This window comes from Bacteroides bouchesdurhonensis (assembly GCF_900155865.1).
Lineage (GTDB): Bacteria > Bacteroidota > Bacteroidia > Bacteroidales > Bacteroidaceae > Bacteroides > Bacteroides bouchesdurhonensis.
The window spans coordinates 488,870-503,837 of the sequence record NZ_LT707006.1 but is presented as its reverse complement, the minus strand read 5'-3'; the positions used below and the strand labels follow the sequence as shown (position 1 = coordinate 503,837).

11 protein-coding genes and 3 pseudogenes are annotated in these 14,968 nt (G+C 40.6%); 9 read left to right on the top strand and 5 right to left on the bottom strand.

Annotated elements, in window-relative coordinates; all coding sequences use genetic code 11:
* Positions 1-69: 69 nt before the first annotated feature.
* Together CZ225_RS01920 and CZ225_RS01915 are read right to left on the bottom strand one after the other, a co-directional pair.
* Positions 70-1,716, bottom strand: coding sequence for a glycoside hydrolase family 32 protein (locus tag CZ225_RS01920; RefSeq protein ID WP_077152778.1), 1,647 nt, complete (start codon positions 1,714-1,716; stop codon positions 70-72).
* Positions 1,717-1,863: 147 nt separating this feature from the next.
* Complete coding sequence (locus CZ225_RS01915) at positions 1,864-2,670, bottom strand: alpha/beta hydrolase (RefSeq protein ID WP_077155645.1); 807 nt, start codon at positions 2,668-2,670, stop codon at positions 1,864-1,866.
* 277 nt (positions 2,671-2,947) lie between these two features.
* On the opposite strand from CZ225_RS01915, the gene CZ225_RS01910 reads away from it, so the two are divergent.
* Positions 2,948-4,168 carry a transglutaminase domain-containing protein gene (locus CZ225_RS01910; protein ID WP_077152777.1) on the top strand — a complete coding sequence of 407 codons (1,221 nt, stop codon included), beginning with the start codon at positions 2,948-2,950 and terminating at the stop codon, positions 4,166-4,168.
* A 232-nt stretch (positions 4,169-4,400) separates the two neighbouring features.
* Here CZ225_RS01910 and CZ225_RS01905 read toward each other — a convergent pair whose 3' ends face one another.
* A complete protein-coding gene (locus CZ225_RS01905) occupies positions 4,401-4,802 on the bottom strand; it encodes a putative quinol monooxygenase (RefSeq protein ID WP_077152776.1) in 402 nt (133 codons plus the stop codon).
* 342 nt (positions 4,803-5,144) lie between these two features.
* Here CZ225_RS01905 and CZ225_RS01900 point away from each other — a divergent pair, with 342 nt between their 5' ends.
* The 3 genes and pseudogenes from CZ225_RS01900 to CZ225_RS01890 all read left to right on the top strand — a co-directional run.
* Positions 5,145-7,289, top strand: coding sequence for a TIM-barrel domain-containing protein (locus tag CZ225_RS01900; protein ID WP_077152775.1), 2,145 nt, complete (start codon positions 5,145-5,147; stop codon positions 7,287-7,289).
* Positions 7,290-7,555: 266 nt separating this feature from the next.
* A complete protein-coding gene (locus tag CZ225_RS01895; RefSeq protein WP_077155644.1) occupies positions 7,556-8,962 on the top strand; it encodes an alpha/beta hydrolase family protein in 1,407 nt (468 codons plus the stop codon).
* Between the two features lie 581 nt (positions 8,963-9,543).
* Positions 9,544-10,299 (top strand): annotated as a pseudogene (locus CZ225_RS01890) (tyrosine-type recombinase/integrase); the annotation flags it as partial.
* A gap of 514 nt (positions 10,300-10,813) precedes the next feature.
* On the opposite strand, the gene CZ225_RS01880 reads toward CZ225_RS01890, so the two are convergent.
* Positions 10,814-10,987 carry a hypothetical protein gene (locus CZ225_RS01880; protein ID WP_005859435.1) on the bottom strand — a complete coding sequence of 58 codons (174 nt, stop codon included), beginning with the start codon at positions 10,985-10,987 and terminating at the stop codon, positions 10,814-10,816.
* Between CZ225_RS01880 and CZ225_RS24125 the strand changes: the two are divergent.
* From CZ225_RS24125 to CZ225_RS23135, 5 genes and pseudogenes are all read left to right on the top strand, one after another.
* A pseudogene (locus CZ225_RS24125) lies at positions 10,985-11,176 on the top strand (site-specific integrase); the annotation flags it as partial. The gene CZ225_RS01880 and the pseudogene CZ225_RS24125 sit on opposite strands and share 3 nt — an antisense overlap.
* Positions 11,177-11,257: 81 nt before the next feature.
* Entirely contained in the window at positions 11,258-11,875 is a 618-nt protein-coding gene (locus CZ225_RS01875) for an FAD:protein FMN transferase (protein ID WP_077152772.1), read from the top strand.
* Positions 11,876-11,919: 44 nt separating this feature from the next.
* Positions 11,920-12,213, top strand: coding sequence for a hypothetical protein (locus CZ225_RS24815; protein WP_227220777.1), 294 nt, complete (start codon positions 11,920-11,922; stop codon positions 12,211-12,213).
* 310 nt (positions 12,214-12,523) lie between these two features.
* Positions 12,524-12,829, top strand: a complete 306-nt coding sequence (locus tag CZ225_RS01865; protein WP_005859437.1) for a hypothetical protein — start codon at positions 12,524-12,526, stop codon at positions 12,827-12,829.
* A 190-nt stretch (positions 12,830-13,019) separates the two neighbouring features.
* A pseudogene (locus CZ225_RS23135) lies at positions 13,020-14,473 on the top strand (IS1182 family transposase).
* A gap of 141 nt (positions 14,474-14,614) precedes the next feature.
* On the opposite strand, the gene CZ225_RS01850 reads toward CZ225_RS23135, so the two are convergent.
* Entirely contained in the window at positions 14,615-14,890 is a 276-nt protein-coding gene (locus CZ225_RS01850; protein WP_234982977.1) for a hypothetical protein, read from the bottom strand.
* Positions 14,891-14,968 lie beyond the last annotated feature (78 nt).

Genomic DNA, 14,968 nt, shown 5'->3' with positions numbered 1-14,968 from the left:
TCAAAATACTGATTGCCCGGAAATGATTAATTACCTATGATTTATCCTCTACCCAACAGAGGTTATTATTTACCAGATGGAATCTACTGAAAAGACTTCCAGATCTTTGACTTCGATTCTATTTCCCCAAAAATGTAACCCTTCTTTATTATTCATGTCCGGACGGCGTTCCATGGAATAAGAATACAAGCCACCATCGATAAAGACTTCAATTGAAGTACGGTCAATGTAAATATCAGCAGTAAGCTCCATGCTGGTCGGATCTTGGGGTGAATAGAAGCGGCCGTTCAATGTATTTGAATTCATATCATAACCGATCATACGCTGTCCGAATAGGTTAAAACCTGCATCTGTAGCATGAGATAGTTTGATAGTAGTTTTAATACGAAGACAATCTGCGTCATAGAATTCTTTTAAGTTACGGTTAGCCTCATCCGAAGACAACGAAGTCCATGAACGTACAGGCTTACATAAAGATTCAACCTCTCTTACGGGAACACTGACCAAACGGATACCTTCTTTCGTTGTACGCAAAGTCAGTTCGGTTGGTAACATCATCATTCCGTTGAACGGCATCCCCGGATGAGAAATTCTTCCCCAGCCTATCTGAATACGCCTACCGTCACTGGCAGGGATATTGGTAATTGTTTGCGCGGCATAGATACTTCCTGTAGTATAACAATACTTTCCTGCTTCAGGAGTAAATACTTTGCCGTCGAAGGAACCCAACATATAAGTGCCGGAAGCTCCGTACATCACCCATTTTGTATGATTCTTGTCACCATCAACCGGAAGTTCGAATAGCTCGGGACATTCCCAAAAACCAGAAACATGGCTTTCGTATTTCCAATCTTTAAGATTGGCAGATGTATAGATAGAATGTCCGTCACGTTCGTTCAATACCAATACCCAATGCTTCCCGGGTGCATACCAGAAAACCTTAGGATCTCGTGTATCCTGGGAGTTCCACTTTGCTTTTGAGTCTATGACCGGATTCTTATCATATTTAGTGAATGTACGTCCATTGTCGAGACTATAAGCGATTCCCTGTACTTGTTTCTCTGAACTGGCGGCAGTAAAAGCGGCTACCATGGCAGGAGTCTTTCCTTTATTAAATCCGGCGGTGTTATCATAGTCAATAACTGCTGATCCGGAAAACATGGTTCCCAGATGATCGGGATATAACGCATCAGCCAACTCTGTCCAATGTATCAGATCTTTGCTCACTGCATGTCCCCAATGCATGTTCTCCCAATCTCTTTCATAAGGATTGTGTTGGTAGAACAAGTGGTATTCACCATCGTGATAAATCAATCCGTTAGGGTCATTGATCCATCCTCTACGAGTAGTGAAGTGAAATTGTGGACGGTTCTTTTCCTTATATATATTGTCTTGACCTGCGAACTCGTCCGACTGGTATATTTTACTTAATCCTTTCTCATCGCCTTCATAGCCGATTTTAATCGTCTTGCCTTTATAAGCTGATACATCTTTAAATACCCAGTATTCAGCTTCATCCGGTGCCAAACGTATAACGACAGACAAATCCGGTTTCCCATTTACTTGAAATGTCATCTTTGCCCTATCTACTTTATGAGAAATAGGGAAATTCAGATATTTCTTTGTTATTTTAAAAGTAACTTCTCCAGCCATTATAACCAAAGGAGAGAATAAAAAAATAAAAAGGATGAATACAATTTTGCTTAATGTCCTCATAGCAATGCAATTATTTATTAGTTCATGAATTCGGAGGTAAAAGTAGGCAATACGTCCTGTTTGCACTATAACAAATGATACAAAAACTATAAAAACGATTACATTGCACAGATATTATCCTTGAATAACCTATCCTCCCCCGAAAATCTATCGCCCGAACTTCTTGACATAATCAACAATCAAGTAACAAGCAGGACCTGCAACCTGTCCATGATCAAATCCCTGCATCTCGTACAACTTTACTCTTTTATTGCCGATACTCTTCAATACAGATGCCAAAAGTGCATTTTCTTCATATCTTTCAGCCATCTCCAGATTTTTATCTCCAGTAATCAAGACGATGGGAGCTGTATTTTTACGCGCTTTATTCACAGGTGCATATTCGTCGATGATAGGAATTCCATCCGGCAATCCCCGCTCTTTACGTATAGTAAAATGGGTAACGGTCTGCCCGCTGACCGGAAGATAAGCAGCTACACTATCCGCATCTGCTCCATAAGCAGCCATATATTTTTTATCCATTGCCAATATCAATGAAAGATAACCTCCCGCCGAATGACCGGAAACAAAAATACGGTCTTTACGTCCGCCATACTTCTCTATATGATCAAAAGCCCAAGCAACAGAAGCGGCAGCATCTTCTATATAGGAAGGATTCTTAGCCTTCGGACTTAGACGGTAATTAACAGCAATTACCGCAAATCCTTGTTCTGTCAATTCCTTAGGGAAGTATTTTCCTCCTCCTTCAAGCCCTCCTCCATGAAACCACACAATGGTCGAAAAGTCTTTCTTATTCTCGGGATAATAGATATCCAGTTTACAACGTTCACGACGATAAGCATCTGTTTCCGAGTTAGGAATATATGAGATATCTTTATCTGTCCGATAAGAATTTTGCGCTTGGATCATACAAGCACAAAATAGGAAAAGTAGTAAGCAGTAATTCTTTTTCATCATTCTGTTCGTTTTAATATTTCAGTGTTTTATTTCAAAAATAAACCTCCATTACGGAAGTAAGGGCAAAAATAAGGAAATATCCATAATAATAGTTCGTTAGGTTTTGAATTAACATATAAAAAACAAATATGATTCTACCAATCATGAATATATAAGGATTCATATATCTTGATGTAAATGAAGGGAAAAACATGAAATAACCAATTTGATATTAAAATATAACGGTTACCTTTGTGAGTAAGAAAATCTGTAAATTACTTAAAACATACTTATGATGATGACACGAATTTTACTAATCTGCATATTGATTATAACCTCTGTAACATTGAATGCTCAAACAAGTTATCAAATCACGAACTCGGTAACTTTAAAGAATCAGGATTGTGAACTTACAAAAACAACTATTATCCTACCTGTTCCACAGAGCAACAACTATCAGGAGATTGCCAACTTTAAATATTCTTCAGGTGAAGTGCTCGATGTAGAAAATTCTAATAACCAATATCTCAGAAACCTGAAAACATCAGGTCTGCCTTCAAAAGGTGATAGCTACTCTCTCACTGAGAACTTCCACATAACCTTATACCCCATGTATATCGATATGAAGCAGTTCAAAAAAATATATCCATATAATACACAATCGGAAATTTATAAGCGATACACTACCAACAAGGGGGAATATATCGACACCGGCAATGCCCGCATCAAAGAAATATCAGATAACTTATGGAACGAGTCGAAAGGAAATATAATAGATTATGCCCGACTGTGCTACGAACATGTGGGGGCCAATTATAAATATCTAAATCCGAATACGGGCATTCATAAAATAGCAACTATCTTATCGGCAGGCGGAGGAGATTGCGGCAATCTGGCCTCTATCTTTGTAAACTTATTGAGAGCTAAACAGATCCCTGCCCGCCACATCGTTACCGTAAGGCCGAATGGTACTTTTCATGTATGGGCCGACTTCTATCTGGAAAAATACGGTTGGATCCCGGTGGATGCAAACATGAAGCTGGATCATCCGGAGGGCGACTACTTCGGATATTGCCGGGGTGATGGCATCGTCATGTCAGAGGATGTCTGTCATCCGATAGAGCCGGAACCGGGACAGACCTTCAATACTGCTATTTTACAAAACTTCCTTTATTGGTATTGGTATAACGCTGGGACAAAAGTTATGGCAACCCACCACATCGAAGGCAAACCGATACAGTTGCCCACAGATCCGGTCGTATCGGATATAGGTAGTTCGAAAGTCACGCTGGAATGGAAAGATATAAAGGGAGCTACCGACTATAGAATTAAATTATATGAAAAAGACGGCAAAACGCTTATACAGACAAAGAATGTAAAAGCCACTAAGACACATATAAGGCTGAAGAATATGAAACCAATGACAGAATATACGATTCAACTGATTCCAATACGGCAGGTGGAAAATATAGAAACACAAATGGATATCCACAATGTCCATTTCAAAACAGTGTAAATAAATAGTGTTCATGAGGAAGTGTAAGCAAACTAAATTCAGCATGTATCCTCTCCATAGTAAAAAACGCTTTTTCTCTATCACCTATCACCAAGGTATGAGACAATGCGTTTATCTGTATGAAACAATGCGTTCAACCCTATAGAACAATCCTTTCGACCGCTTTAAACAAAGTATTCCAAGGCTGAGTCTAAGTAGTTCGCAAACACGTCTCCCTCTATCTTTCAAAAATTTATTTCTGCGCCTCAGCACATACATAAATCTTTTTATTAGATGCACCGTCAAACATATCTTTAGTCTCTTCCAAAAGCTGTTTCAAATGAGCAGTCTCCCCATGTTTTGCGAGTACGTTCTCATTTTCCCAGACTTCACAGATCAGAAATTCAGTACTATCTTCCGGAGATTGGTATACACCATAATCCACGCAACCGACTTCCTGAATAGTATTGGCCTTGCATTTGGCAAAGGCCTCCTTATAAGCAGATACATATTCGGGCTTTACTTTCCGATGCAAATTCAGTACAACTTCCATCGAACTTTTATCATTACAACAAGAGGTAACAGTTTCCTGCTTAGGAGAGTTTGCACAACCTGCCAGCAGGACACAGGCTATACCTAGAAATAAATTTTTCATATCTATTGTTATTAGTTCCGACAAAATTATTAAAAGTTTCTCTTTATTGGAACAAGCCCCCCCATTTTATACACTTTTTTAGTAATCGCTTGTAAAGCAGTAACAATTCAAATCACTCCTACCAATCATTCTTCGTTGCTAAATTCCTCCGAAAAACAAATTATAGAGATAACCAAAAGATTTCATACCCAAACAGTTACTTAATGCAACCAGAAAAAAAAGGGCTTCTGCAAAGAAATAAAAAGAAGCGACATGATTCTTCCTAAAAATAAATGTATTACTTTTAGTGGAAAATTAGAACTCAAAAGTCTTATATAAGTATAACATCATAAACAAATTGCAATGAGAAAATTACGACTTTATCTTCTTCTATTTACAGGAGGGCTCCTCGCTGCCTGCCAGACAGAACAATTACCGACTCAGCAAGAGATTGCCCCGGGAGTGATCAAACTGCAAGCAGGAGAAATTGATACTTATACTCCTTACGCACTATTCGGTGGGAAACCTGCATTAGAGGCTATGAAACAACTCCCCACAGCCGAACTTCCTTTCAGTCCGGATGAAGTCCGCATACAAGTGAAAGACCGGGGATGTATGGTCGAAGTACCTCTGGCAGACGACGAGCAACTTTACGGCTTCGGGCTTCAGATAGAGACTTTCGGACAACGTGGAATGCGTAAACGCCCGATAGTAAACGACAATCCACTGAACGGGCTCGGATATACACACGCTCCACAGACGTTCTACGTCTCTACCAAAGGATACGGGATTCTGGTCAATACCGCCCGGTATACCACTTTCTTATGCGGTTCCAATCAAAAAAAACAGCAAAATCTGCAGGACGCAGAAGGTAGAAAAAAGATTGCCACCACTACAGAAGATTTATATAAGAACAGAAGTAATGGAAATAAAGTATATATCGACATCCCCGGTGCAAAAGGTATCGAAGTGTTTGTTATAACGGGACCGGAGATACTGGATGTGGTAAAGCGGTACAACCTTCTTTCCGGCGGCGGATGCCTTCCTCCAATGTGGGGACTCGGATTCAAGTACCGGGTGAAAGGAGACGCTGTACAGGATTCGGTCATCCGCTTCGCGGATTATTTCCGGGACAAACAGATTCCATGTGATGTGTTGGGACTGGAACCGGGATGGCAAACGGCAGCCTATTCCTGCTCATACATCTGGAGTGAGGAACGTTTTCCTAAACACAAGGAAATGCTGGATCAGTTAAAACAGAAAGGCTATAAAGTCAATCTGTGGGAACATGCCTACGTTCATCCTTCTTCTCCAATCCGGAAAGACATGGAACCTTATTCGGGTGACTTCCTCGTCTGGAACGGGCTTGTACCGGACTTTCTGACACCGGAAGCACGTAAGATATTCAGTGATTATCACCGCACACTGGTAGAAGAAGGAATCTCCGGCTTTAAACTCGACGAATGTGATAATTCGAACATATCTTATGCCTCAGCCACTTGGTGTTTCCCTGACGCAGCACAGTTCCCTTCAGGAATTGACGGCGAACAGATGCACCAAATCTTCGGCTCGCTTTATGTGAATACGATAGACAGTATTTATCGTGAGATGAATACCCGCGCTTATCAGGATTACCGTTCTTCGGGAATGTTCATGTCCTCACGGAATGCGGTGCTCTACAGTGATACGTATGATCATAAAGAATATATTCAAGCACTTTGCAACTCTGCTTTCGGCGGTCTGTTATGGTGCCCGGAAGTACGTGAAGCACACTCTGCCGAAGACTTCTTCCACCGCTTGCAAACGGTGATTCTTTCTCCGCAAGCCATGGTGAATGCCTGGTATTTGCAGTACGCACCATGGTTGCAATTCGACCGTGGAAAAAATGAGCGGGGTGAGTTTTTGCCGGAAGCCCAGGAATATGAGGCTTATGCACGCACACTGATTAATCTACGCATGCAGCTCATACCTTATCTTTATAATGCTTTCTATGCTTATTATAAAGAAGGAATTCCTCCTTTCCGTCCTTTATTGATGGATTATCCTAAGGATAAACGTCTGCGTGATATCAGCAACCAGTATATGATCGGAGATGGGCTGATGGCTGCACCTCTCTATGAGAATAAAAAATCAAGAACTGTTTACTTCCCCGAAGGAACATGGTATAACTTCAATACGAACGAGAAATATGAAGGGAATAAGGAGTACGAAATCAATACGGAATTTGACCAATTGCCGCTCTATGTCCGTCAGGGAACATTATTGCCTCTGTCCGAACCCGTTCCTTATGTAGACCCGCAAACTGTATTCAATCTGCACTGCAAAGTATACGGCACTCCTACAGCTAGCTGCCAACTTCTTGAAGATGACGGTATCAGCTATAATTTCAAGAAAGGAGAATATAACATCGTCACTTTGGAAGCAGATAAAGGAGAGGTAAAACTCAAAAGGACGAAAGATGGCGATCTAAAAAGATACCAGCTCTCCGGTTATGAGTTTATCAACTAACATAAGTAGGTGTCAGATACCCTGATCCGGTACTTTATGTATCAGCCTGTTGAGTATTAATAGTTCGTTTCTCAGCTATTAATACTCAACTTTTCAAGTATTAATAACCTAGAAAAAAGATATTATCCCTCTTTATTGGTTTATAATACATCGCTACCGTTCCACGTGGAAACGTGAGAATTCTATTCCACCAACACCATATTTAAAAGTTTTTGCGTATGTTTGCAAATAGAGAAAGATCTTCGCCAAACCAAAAACTCCCTATTATGAAATATTCAAATTTCCATTTCATAACCATTATCGGATTATTATTCTCGTCTTTTCTTTGTGCACAAGATATCACTGGTATCTGGCATGGCAAATTGACTCTTCCAAACGGATCATTAACCATCGTTTTCCATATCAACCACGCAGAGCAAGGAAACTATGTGACCACTCTCGATAGTCCCGATCAAGGAGTTTCGAACATAAAAACAGCAACAACTTGCTTTCAGGATTCTACATTGACGATCGAAATACCTATCATCAGTGCTTCTTTCAAAGGGAAGTTAAATCCTGACCATACCATCAACGGAATATTTACACAAGGCCTGCCACTCCTATTGAATCTGCAAAAAGGAGAAGCCTACCATCGTCCACAAGAACCTCGCCCTCCTTTCCCATACCACACAGAAGAAGTCAGCATAAAGAATGAACAAGATAAAATCACCCTGGCCGGCACACTGACTTTTCCGCAAAAAGGGAACCGATTTCCCGCAGTGATCTTGGTGACAGGAAGTGGTCCGCAGAACAGAAATGAAGAGACGAAAGGGCACAAACCTTTTCTTGTTATAGCTGACTACCTCACACGAAAGGGAATTGCCGTACTACGTTGTGACGACCGGGGAGTGGCTGCTTCCCAAGGAAACTTTGCAAGTGCCACCAACGAGGATTTTGCCAAAGACACGAAAGCTGCATTGGACTATCTGCGAAGTAGAAAAGAAATAGATACCCGGAAAATCGGGATTATTGGTCACAGTTGTGGCGGAACTGTCTCGTTTATCACAGCAGCGAAAAATCCGGCAGTCGCATTTATCGTATCATTGGCCGGAGCTGGAGTACGAGGAGACAGTATGATGTTGAAGCAAGTAGAATTGATTTATCAATCTACAGGTAAACCGGATTCTGTCTGGCAGAAGAAAAAACCTATTTACCGCCATCAATACTCAACTGTACTGCAACAAACAGATAAAACAGTAGAAGAACTTCAAAAAGAGTTGTATGCCGACGCAATAAAATTACTATCACCTGAGGAACTTCAGGATTTAAACGTGATGCGCCAACTACCGACACAACTCGCTGCAGCCACCAGCCCATGGTATCTCCACTTTATGAGATATGACCCGACGGAAGCCCTGAATAAAATAAAATGCCCGGTACTTGCACTCAATGGAGATAAAGACGTTCAAGTAGATGCTGCCATGAACTTAAATGCCATTCAACAAGGAATCATTAAAAACGGAAATAAAAATGTAACAGTAAAAATTTATCCTGGTCTGAATCACTTTTTCCAGACTTGTCAAACATGTAACCATCTTGAATATGGAGATTTAGAAGAAACAATCAGCCAGGAAGTTCTAAAGGATATAACAGAATGGATACTAAATACCGTTTGTAAAGCTTCCCCGAAATAGAAAGCAAAGCAATCCTTCCCATAGAGCATTGCAAAGAATGCTCTATGTAAGAAATTCCCCGACAGGTTATCAATGCTTACTTTTATTTGAGTAAAATCATATTAATCCCCTATCTTTTAGGTTTTAATGAAAATAGAGTTAGCAACTCATTATTAGAACTCAGTTTATTACTTTCCTTACGCTTTATAATCTATTTTCCTACCTGTATTGCTCTTTATGCAATTACATTATTCATTCTTGATAAGTTGCTTGGATAAAATATTAGTAGATTCCACATATTCGAATAATCTGTTTTAATGAACTGCATATGATGTTACTTTTTACTAAAATCCCCATAAATAGGGCATCTTTTGTATATAATTAATTGATAATATTCATGAAAAAACACTATGGGAAATAAACAAACTACGGAAAATTTTAGTAATTGGAAGTGGCAATAGTGCCAAATAATGGGAAATAATCCCTTAGCATGATATCATTCAGGTGTAATTTTATTCAAATTTTTCCGAATGCAAATCGGACAACAAAGTATTGTGATATCGTGGCAGTCAGGGGAATTATAAAAAATCAAAAGGAAGAAAATGGGGAATTTGATTTCATTTATGCAGAAAGTAGCTAATGAGCTACAAGCGAGCGGTAATTATGGTACTGCACATGTGTATAAGAGTAGTTTGAATGCACTTGTTGCATTTCATGGAAATGGTCACCTTCCATTTCGTAAAGTGACTCCTGAATTTATAAAGAGTTTTGAAACACATCTACGGGGAAAAGGATGTAGTTGGAATACAGTCTCTACTTATCTGCGAACTTTGAGAGCAGTTTATAATAGGGCGATAAGGTGCCATATGGCAAATTATGTACCGCATTTATTCAAATATGTCTATACCGGGACGCGTGCTGATCGAAAACGAGCGTTGGACAATGGTGAGATGGCACAGTTATTAGATAATTCACCATCGGGTCCAATTACTCCTTCTTATCTGAAAAAGACACACGCTTTATTTGTACTAATGTTTATGCTCAGAGGATTACCATTCGTCGATTTAGCTTATCTGAAAAAAAGTGATTTAGAAGAAAACGTGCTTACTTATCGTCGTCGTAAAACCGGACGGCAGTTAAGTGTTACATTGACGCCGGAAGCAATGATATTGGTAAGAAGGTATATGAATACTGATCCAAGTTCTCCTTATCTGTTTTCATTAATAACTGCTGATGAAGGTACCGAAGTGGCTTATCGAGAATATCAACTAGCTTTGCGCAACTTCAATTATCAATTAACCCTACTTAAAAGGATTTTGGGATTTACTTCCAATTTAAGTTCCTACCTTGCGAAACACAATGCTTTTGCTATCTAACTGAAAATTAAATAGTTCTCTTGTTATTTTTATTTAATAGGTAACTATTTAGAAACGAGCGAAATTCAGCGGCTTGTTTCATCTTGCATACATTCAAAGGACGTTTTTGTTATGCAAAAATAAGGTTTTCAAGTGAGAAAAACAAAATATCCTTAGGCTTTATCTCCTAAAAACTACCAGTAATGGGGGGCTGGAAAACAATCCTCCTTTTGAAGATATTTCTCTTCTTTTATGTACATATCCGCGTATGCTTTGCGGAACAAATGTCTTTTTCTATTATTAATATTCATCATTTCCTTTTTTACCAAACGCATCTTACTATCAGGTCTGTCCTTTTTTCTATAGTTGTGTCCCTGGCATAAGACTGTCCTGCCGGGTTACGGGTATGGAAGTGTTCCTCTTCCCCTTTGTCTGGCGGTTGCATCTCAAAGGTTCATCCCGGGCAAGGCAGCCGGTAACACAAGCAGGGCGGTCCGTCGGAGTCCACGTAATAATTTCACATTTTCTGTGTTTCTTTCTGTAAGGCTTCCTTCAGCGTCTGCTTGTCCAGTGTTTTCTGTTTCGACATGAGCAGCTGCAGGGCGCAACGGCGCACCACGTTGGTTATGGAAGGAAAGGTAAAAATAATAAAAGAATTGATTCGCTTCAATAAAAATCCAGTTTTTTTCATATCGGACATTATACCTTTGTTGTTTCGGGTATATTAAAAGGCGTGCCATAAGAAACTTTACAAAAGTATTAGGACACAAAATCAATCTTTTCTATGCAGATATATGCTGAACTGATTAACCCAAAGGTCGGAGAAGATACGGACAAAATTTTCGATAAGATTAGTTTCATATATCGCTTAGCTAATTAGAAATGTATTCTACATAGAGATACACTTGGCACAAAAAACATCGTAAGATATATAACTTGATGCAATCCTTTCCGCACAGCCATGCAAGCGTCGGAACAAACAGGCGGGATATTTGACGTAACTTGTGCACCGCTTATCAACCTGTGGGGATTTGGCTTTACAAAGTTTGACAGCATCACTCCGCAACTCGTAGACAGTATCCGCCACTTTGTAGGCTTCCGAAAAGTGCATTTACAGGGCAACCGTGTGATGAAAGACGATCCCCGCATCCTGCTCAATTTCTCGGTGCTCGGCGGCGGTACTATCTGTAACATAATCGCGTGTTTGTTCGACCGCAAAGGCATATCGAACTATATGATAGACATCGGCGGCGAAATGATAGCGAAAGGAAAGAACCCGCAAGGGTGGAATTGGTGCATTGGCATTGTCAGACCGAAGGATGACAGTACCGGAACAAACTCCGAGCTTGAACAAATTGTGCAACTGTCGGAACGGCTGGGACTCGCAACTTCCGGCAACTACCGTAATTTCTATCTGAAAGATGGAAGGAAATACGTTCATGCCATCAATCCGATAACAGGATATCCGGTTCAAAAGGATATATTGAGTGCTACAATTATTGCCCATCAGTGCATGCTTGCTGATGCCTATGCAACGGCCTTTATGACGTTGGGGAGCCGCAAAGCCCGTCAGTTGTAGAAAGAGCATCCGGAAATTGACAATTTCATTATCTATACGGACAGTTGCGGAAACTACCGGACAGAGTACTCGCCGCGAATGAAAAGGTATCTGGCAGATTAATGTTTTCTATATTCCTGCGGAGTAGAGCCGGTGAACCGTTTAAAGAATTGGGTGAAGAACGCCGTATTTTCAAATCCCAGCGAATGGGCCATCTCCTTTACGAACATATACGCAATTACTTCGGCGTGAAAGTGACAAAGGGAGTCGCTTTCCAGTTTATGGTGAACAACCTGTTGAGCAAGGAGTGCGGCTATCGTTCGATAACATTCATGGTGAAATTGGATATTACTTTTTAACAGTAGAAGGATAATAACCAGGAGCCGTAATGGAGAGATTACTTTCGTTACGACTCCTTTCGCATGCCGTCTGCATGATTTTAACGTCTCAACTCTCTTATTCACAGTCGTTAGACCATGTGTAGCCATGTGTATCGCATTCCACATCATTGTAGAAAAAATGCCCATCAGACATTTGCATTATGCAATATGAATAATTCATAAGGGTCTGTTTTACAGCAATATGATAAATATCCATTTATTTGGCACGGTGATTGTCTATTCTTTAGCGTAAGACGATAAGATGTTTAACAATTTAATAATTAGCATTATGAAAAAGGTATTGTTTGCAGTAGCACTGGTAATGGGATTAGGTAGTTCAGTAGCATTCGCTAACAACATGGCATCAGATGTTGAAATCGTTGCAATGGTGAACGAGTTTAAACCGATTGATATAAAGGAACTCCCGCAGGCAGTTCAGGACGCCATCAAGAAAGACTATGCTGAATCCACCATTAAGGAAGCAGCCGTAGAAGTGGCAGAAGATGGCGTAAAGACTTATAAAGTAACTTTGGTTGATGCCGTCGGAACCGAAAGCGTTGTGTTTTTCAACGAAAAAGGTGAAATGCTGAAATAATTCTGAATGGTTATTTAGGATAACAGTTACATTTGCACATAAAATAAACAAGGCTGTCTCAAATAAACTTTGGGATGGCCTTTTTTGTGTCTGCAAAAAATCGGGTAAGCCCTAACTTCGCTCAGCCAGAACTTGCCCATCTCCCTAATTTTTTGTATCTTAGGGCATCAAGTAAGATATCCCAAAGATAATGTTTAAAAGTTACACATCCAACGATAATCTGCTTTTACCTCCATGTTTAGGCGATTTTATTCCCCGGAACGATCCGGTCCGGGTTGTTCACCGCATCATTGAACAGATAAACCTTGAAGCACTTTACCGTAAGTATTCCCCTAAAGGCTGTTCTGCGTACCACCCACGCATGATGCTTCAGATTCTTGTCTATGCATTTGCGTAATATCTATTCCAGCCGTCGCATAGAAGAGTTCTGTCGTAATGACATACGCTTCATGTGGCTTACCGGCAATGTAACTCCTGACCATAATACCATCAACCGTTTCCGCAGCAGCCGGCTAAAGGATGTGCTGAAGACGATATTTGCAACCATTGTAAAGTTTCTCGTGGCGGAAGGTTTTGTAAGTCTGGATGTGGCCTGTACTGACGGGACGAAGATGGAGGTGAACGCCAACCGTTATACGTTCGTCTGGGGGGCAAATCTATACATACCCGCATATCCAGAATCGCGGAACAGCTTGAGGAGATATGGCAATACGCCGAGTCCCTCACCAAGCAGGAACTGCGTGATTCCGCTCCGGTTGCCTATCAGGATATCACCCCGGAGAAAGTGGAAAAGGCACTCGGGCAGATAGATGATGCCCTGAATGGAGTGGATGCTGACAAGAAGATGAAAGCGAAGGTAAGACGTGTAAGGAAGTCATGGCCTGAACAGCTCAAGAAATATGAATCGCAGGGAAAGATACTTGACGGACGTAACAGCTACTCAAAGACAGACAATGATGCTACTTTCATGCGCATGAAAGATGACCATATGAAGAACAGACAACTCAAACCCGGATACAATCCCCAGTTCAGTACCAATAAACAGTTCATTCTGAACTATACCATCCATCAGTGTTGGGCGATACCTCCACCTATCCTCTGCATATGGATGATTTCCATTCCCTCTACGGCAGATACCCTGACGTGTCTGTCTGTGATGCCGGATACGGAAGTGAAGAGAACTATCTGTATGCTTTCAGACATGGCATTGAAACCTTTATAAAGTACAATTATTTTCATAACGAAGAAACCGACGGCATGTATTGTCCTACGGGACAGAGAATGGAAAGACTCTCCGATGCAAGGCGGGTAACAAACAACGGTTTTGTGCAGACCATATCAAGATACAAGGCACGTAACTATAAGGGCTGCCCGTTAAGATGCCGGTGCTACAGAAGCCGCTCGGAAAGGATTGTACAGGTAAATCACCGTCTGAGGAAAATCAAGGAAAGAGAACGTGAAAAGCTACTCTCTGATGAAGGTCTGAAATATCGCAGTCAGCGACCACAGGATGTGGAAGCCGTATTTGGAAACCTCAAGAACAACAAGCACTTCAAGAGGTTCCATCTTCGTGGATTTAAGAAGGTTGAAATTGAGTTCGCCCTGCTAGCCATAGCATATAATCTTGCAAAAGTAGCCTCTTAGGAGGCTTATGGCAACGAAAAAGCAGTTTGAAAGGATGAAATCTTCAAAAGTAAGTTTGTAAACACCTCTTTTGAGACAGCCTCTCCTTTTTTAGTAAATTTGTATCTGTCTAATTTTTAAGCCCCTATATCCATACTCAATCTAACCAAACATCGCATGAAGTGGTACTGCTTCATCCAAATGCAACTGATAGGCACGTTCGTACATTATTTTGTGCTTGATTGTATCGTTATATCCATTGCAGCCATTATCTGTAGGCCATTTGTATCCATGACCCATTACAGACAGGCGTTGTTCAGTATGACTTATTTTTCCTCCCTGGTGTTTTTTATGGAGTATGCATTGTGCATTTTGCGGCACCGGCCAAATATCCGGATAGAGGCATAAACCGTGCACGATGGAAATATATTTTTTCATTCTACGGTTTGTGGACTCCGTGACCATTTTCCCTTATATGTTAACCTATATGTATTGGGATACGAATATTGTCCATGC

Coding starts and splice junctions, on each gene's coding strand:
- CZ225_RS01920 (WP_077152778.1), bottom strand. CDS start 1,716: ATGAGGACATTAAGCAAAATTGTATTCATCCTTTTTATTTTTTTATTC.
- CZ225_RS01915 (WP_077155645.1), bottom strand. CDS start 2,670: ATGAAAAAGAATTACTGCTTACTACTTTTCCTATTTTGTGCTTGTATG.
- CZ225_RS01910 (WP_077152777.1), top strand. CDS start 2,948: ATGATGACACGAATTTTACTAATCTGCATATTGATTATAACCTCTGTA.
- CZ225_RS01905 (WP_077152776.1), bottom strand. CDS start 4,802: ATGAAAAATTTATTTCTAGGTATAGCCTGTGTCCTGCTGGCAGGTTGT.
- CZ225_RS01900 (WP_077152775.1), top strand. CDS start 5,145: ATGAGAAAATTACGACTTTATCTTCTTCTATTTACAGGAGGGCTCCTC.
- CZ225_RS01895 (WP_077155644.1), top strand. CDS start 7,556: ATGAAATATTCAAATTTCCATTTCATAACCATTATCGGATTATTATTC.
- CZ225_RS01880 (WP_005859435.1), bottom strand. CDS start 10,987: ATGAAAAAAACTGGATTTTTATTGAAGCGAATCAATTCTTTTATTATT.
- CZ225_RS01875 (WP_077152772.1), top strand. CDS start 11,258: ATGCAAGCGTCGGAACAAACAGGCGGGATATTTGACGTAACTTGTGCA.
- CZ225_RS01865 (WP_005859437.1), top strand. CDS start 12,524: ATGAAAAAGGTATTGTTTGCAGTAGCACTGGTAATGGGATTAGGTAGT.
- CZ225_RS01850 (WP_234982977.1), bottom strand. CDS start 14,890: ATGAAAAAATATATTTCCATCGTGCACGGTTTATGCCTCTATCCGGAT.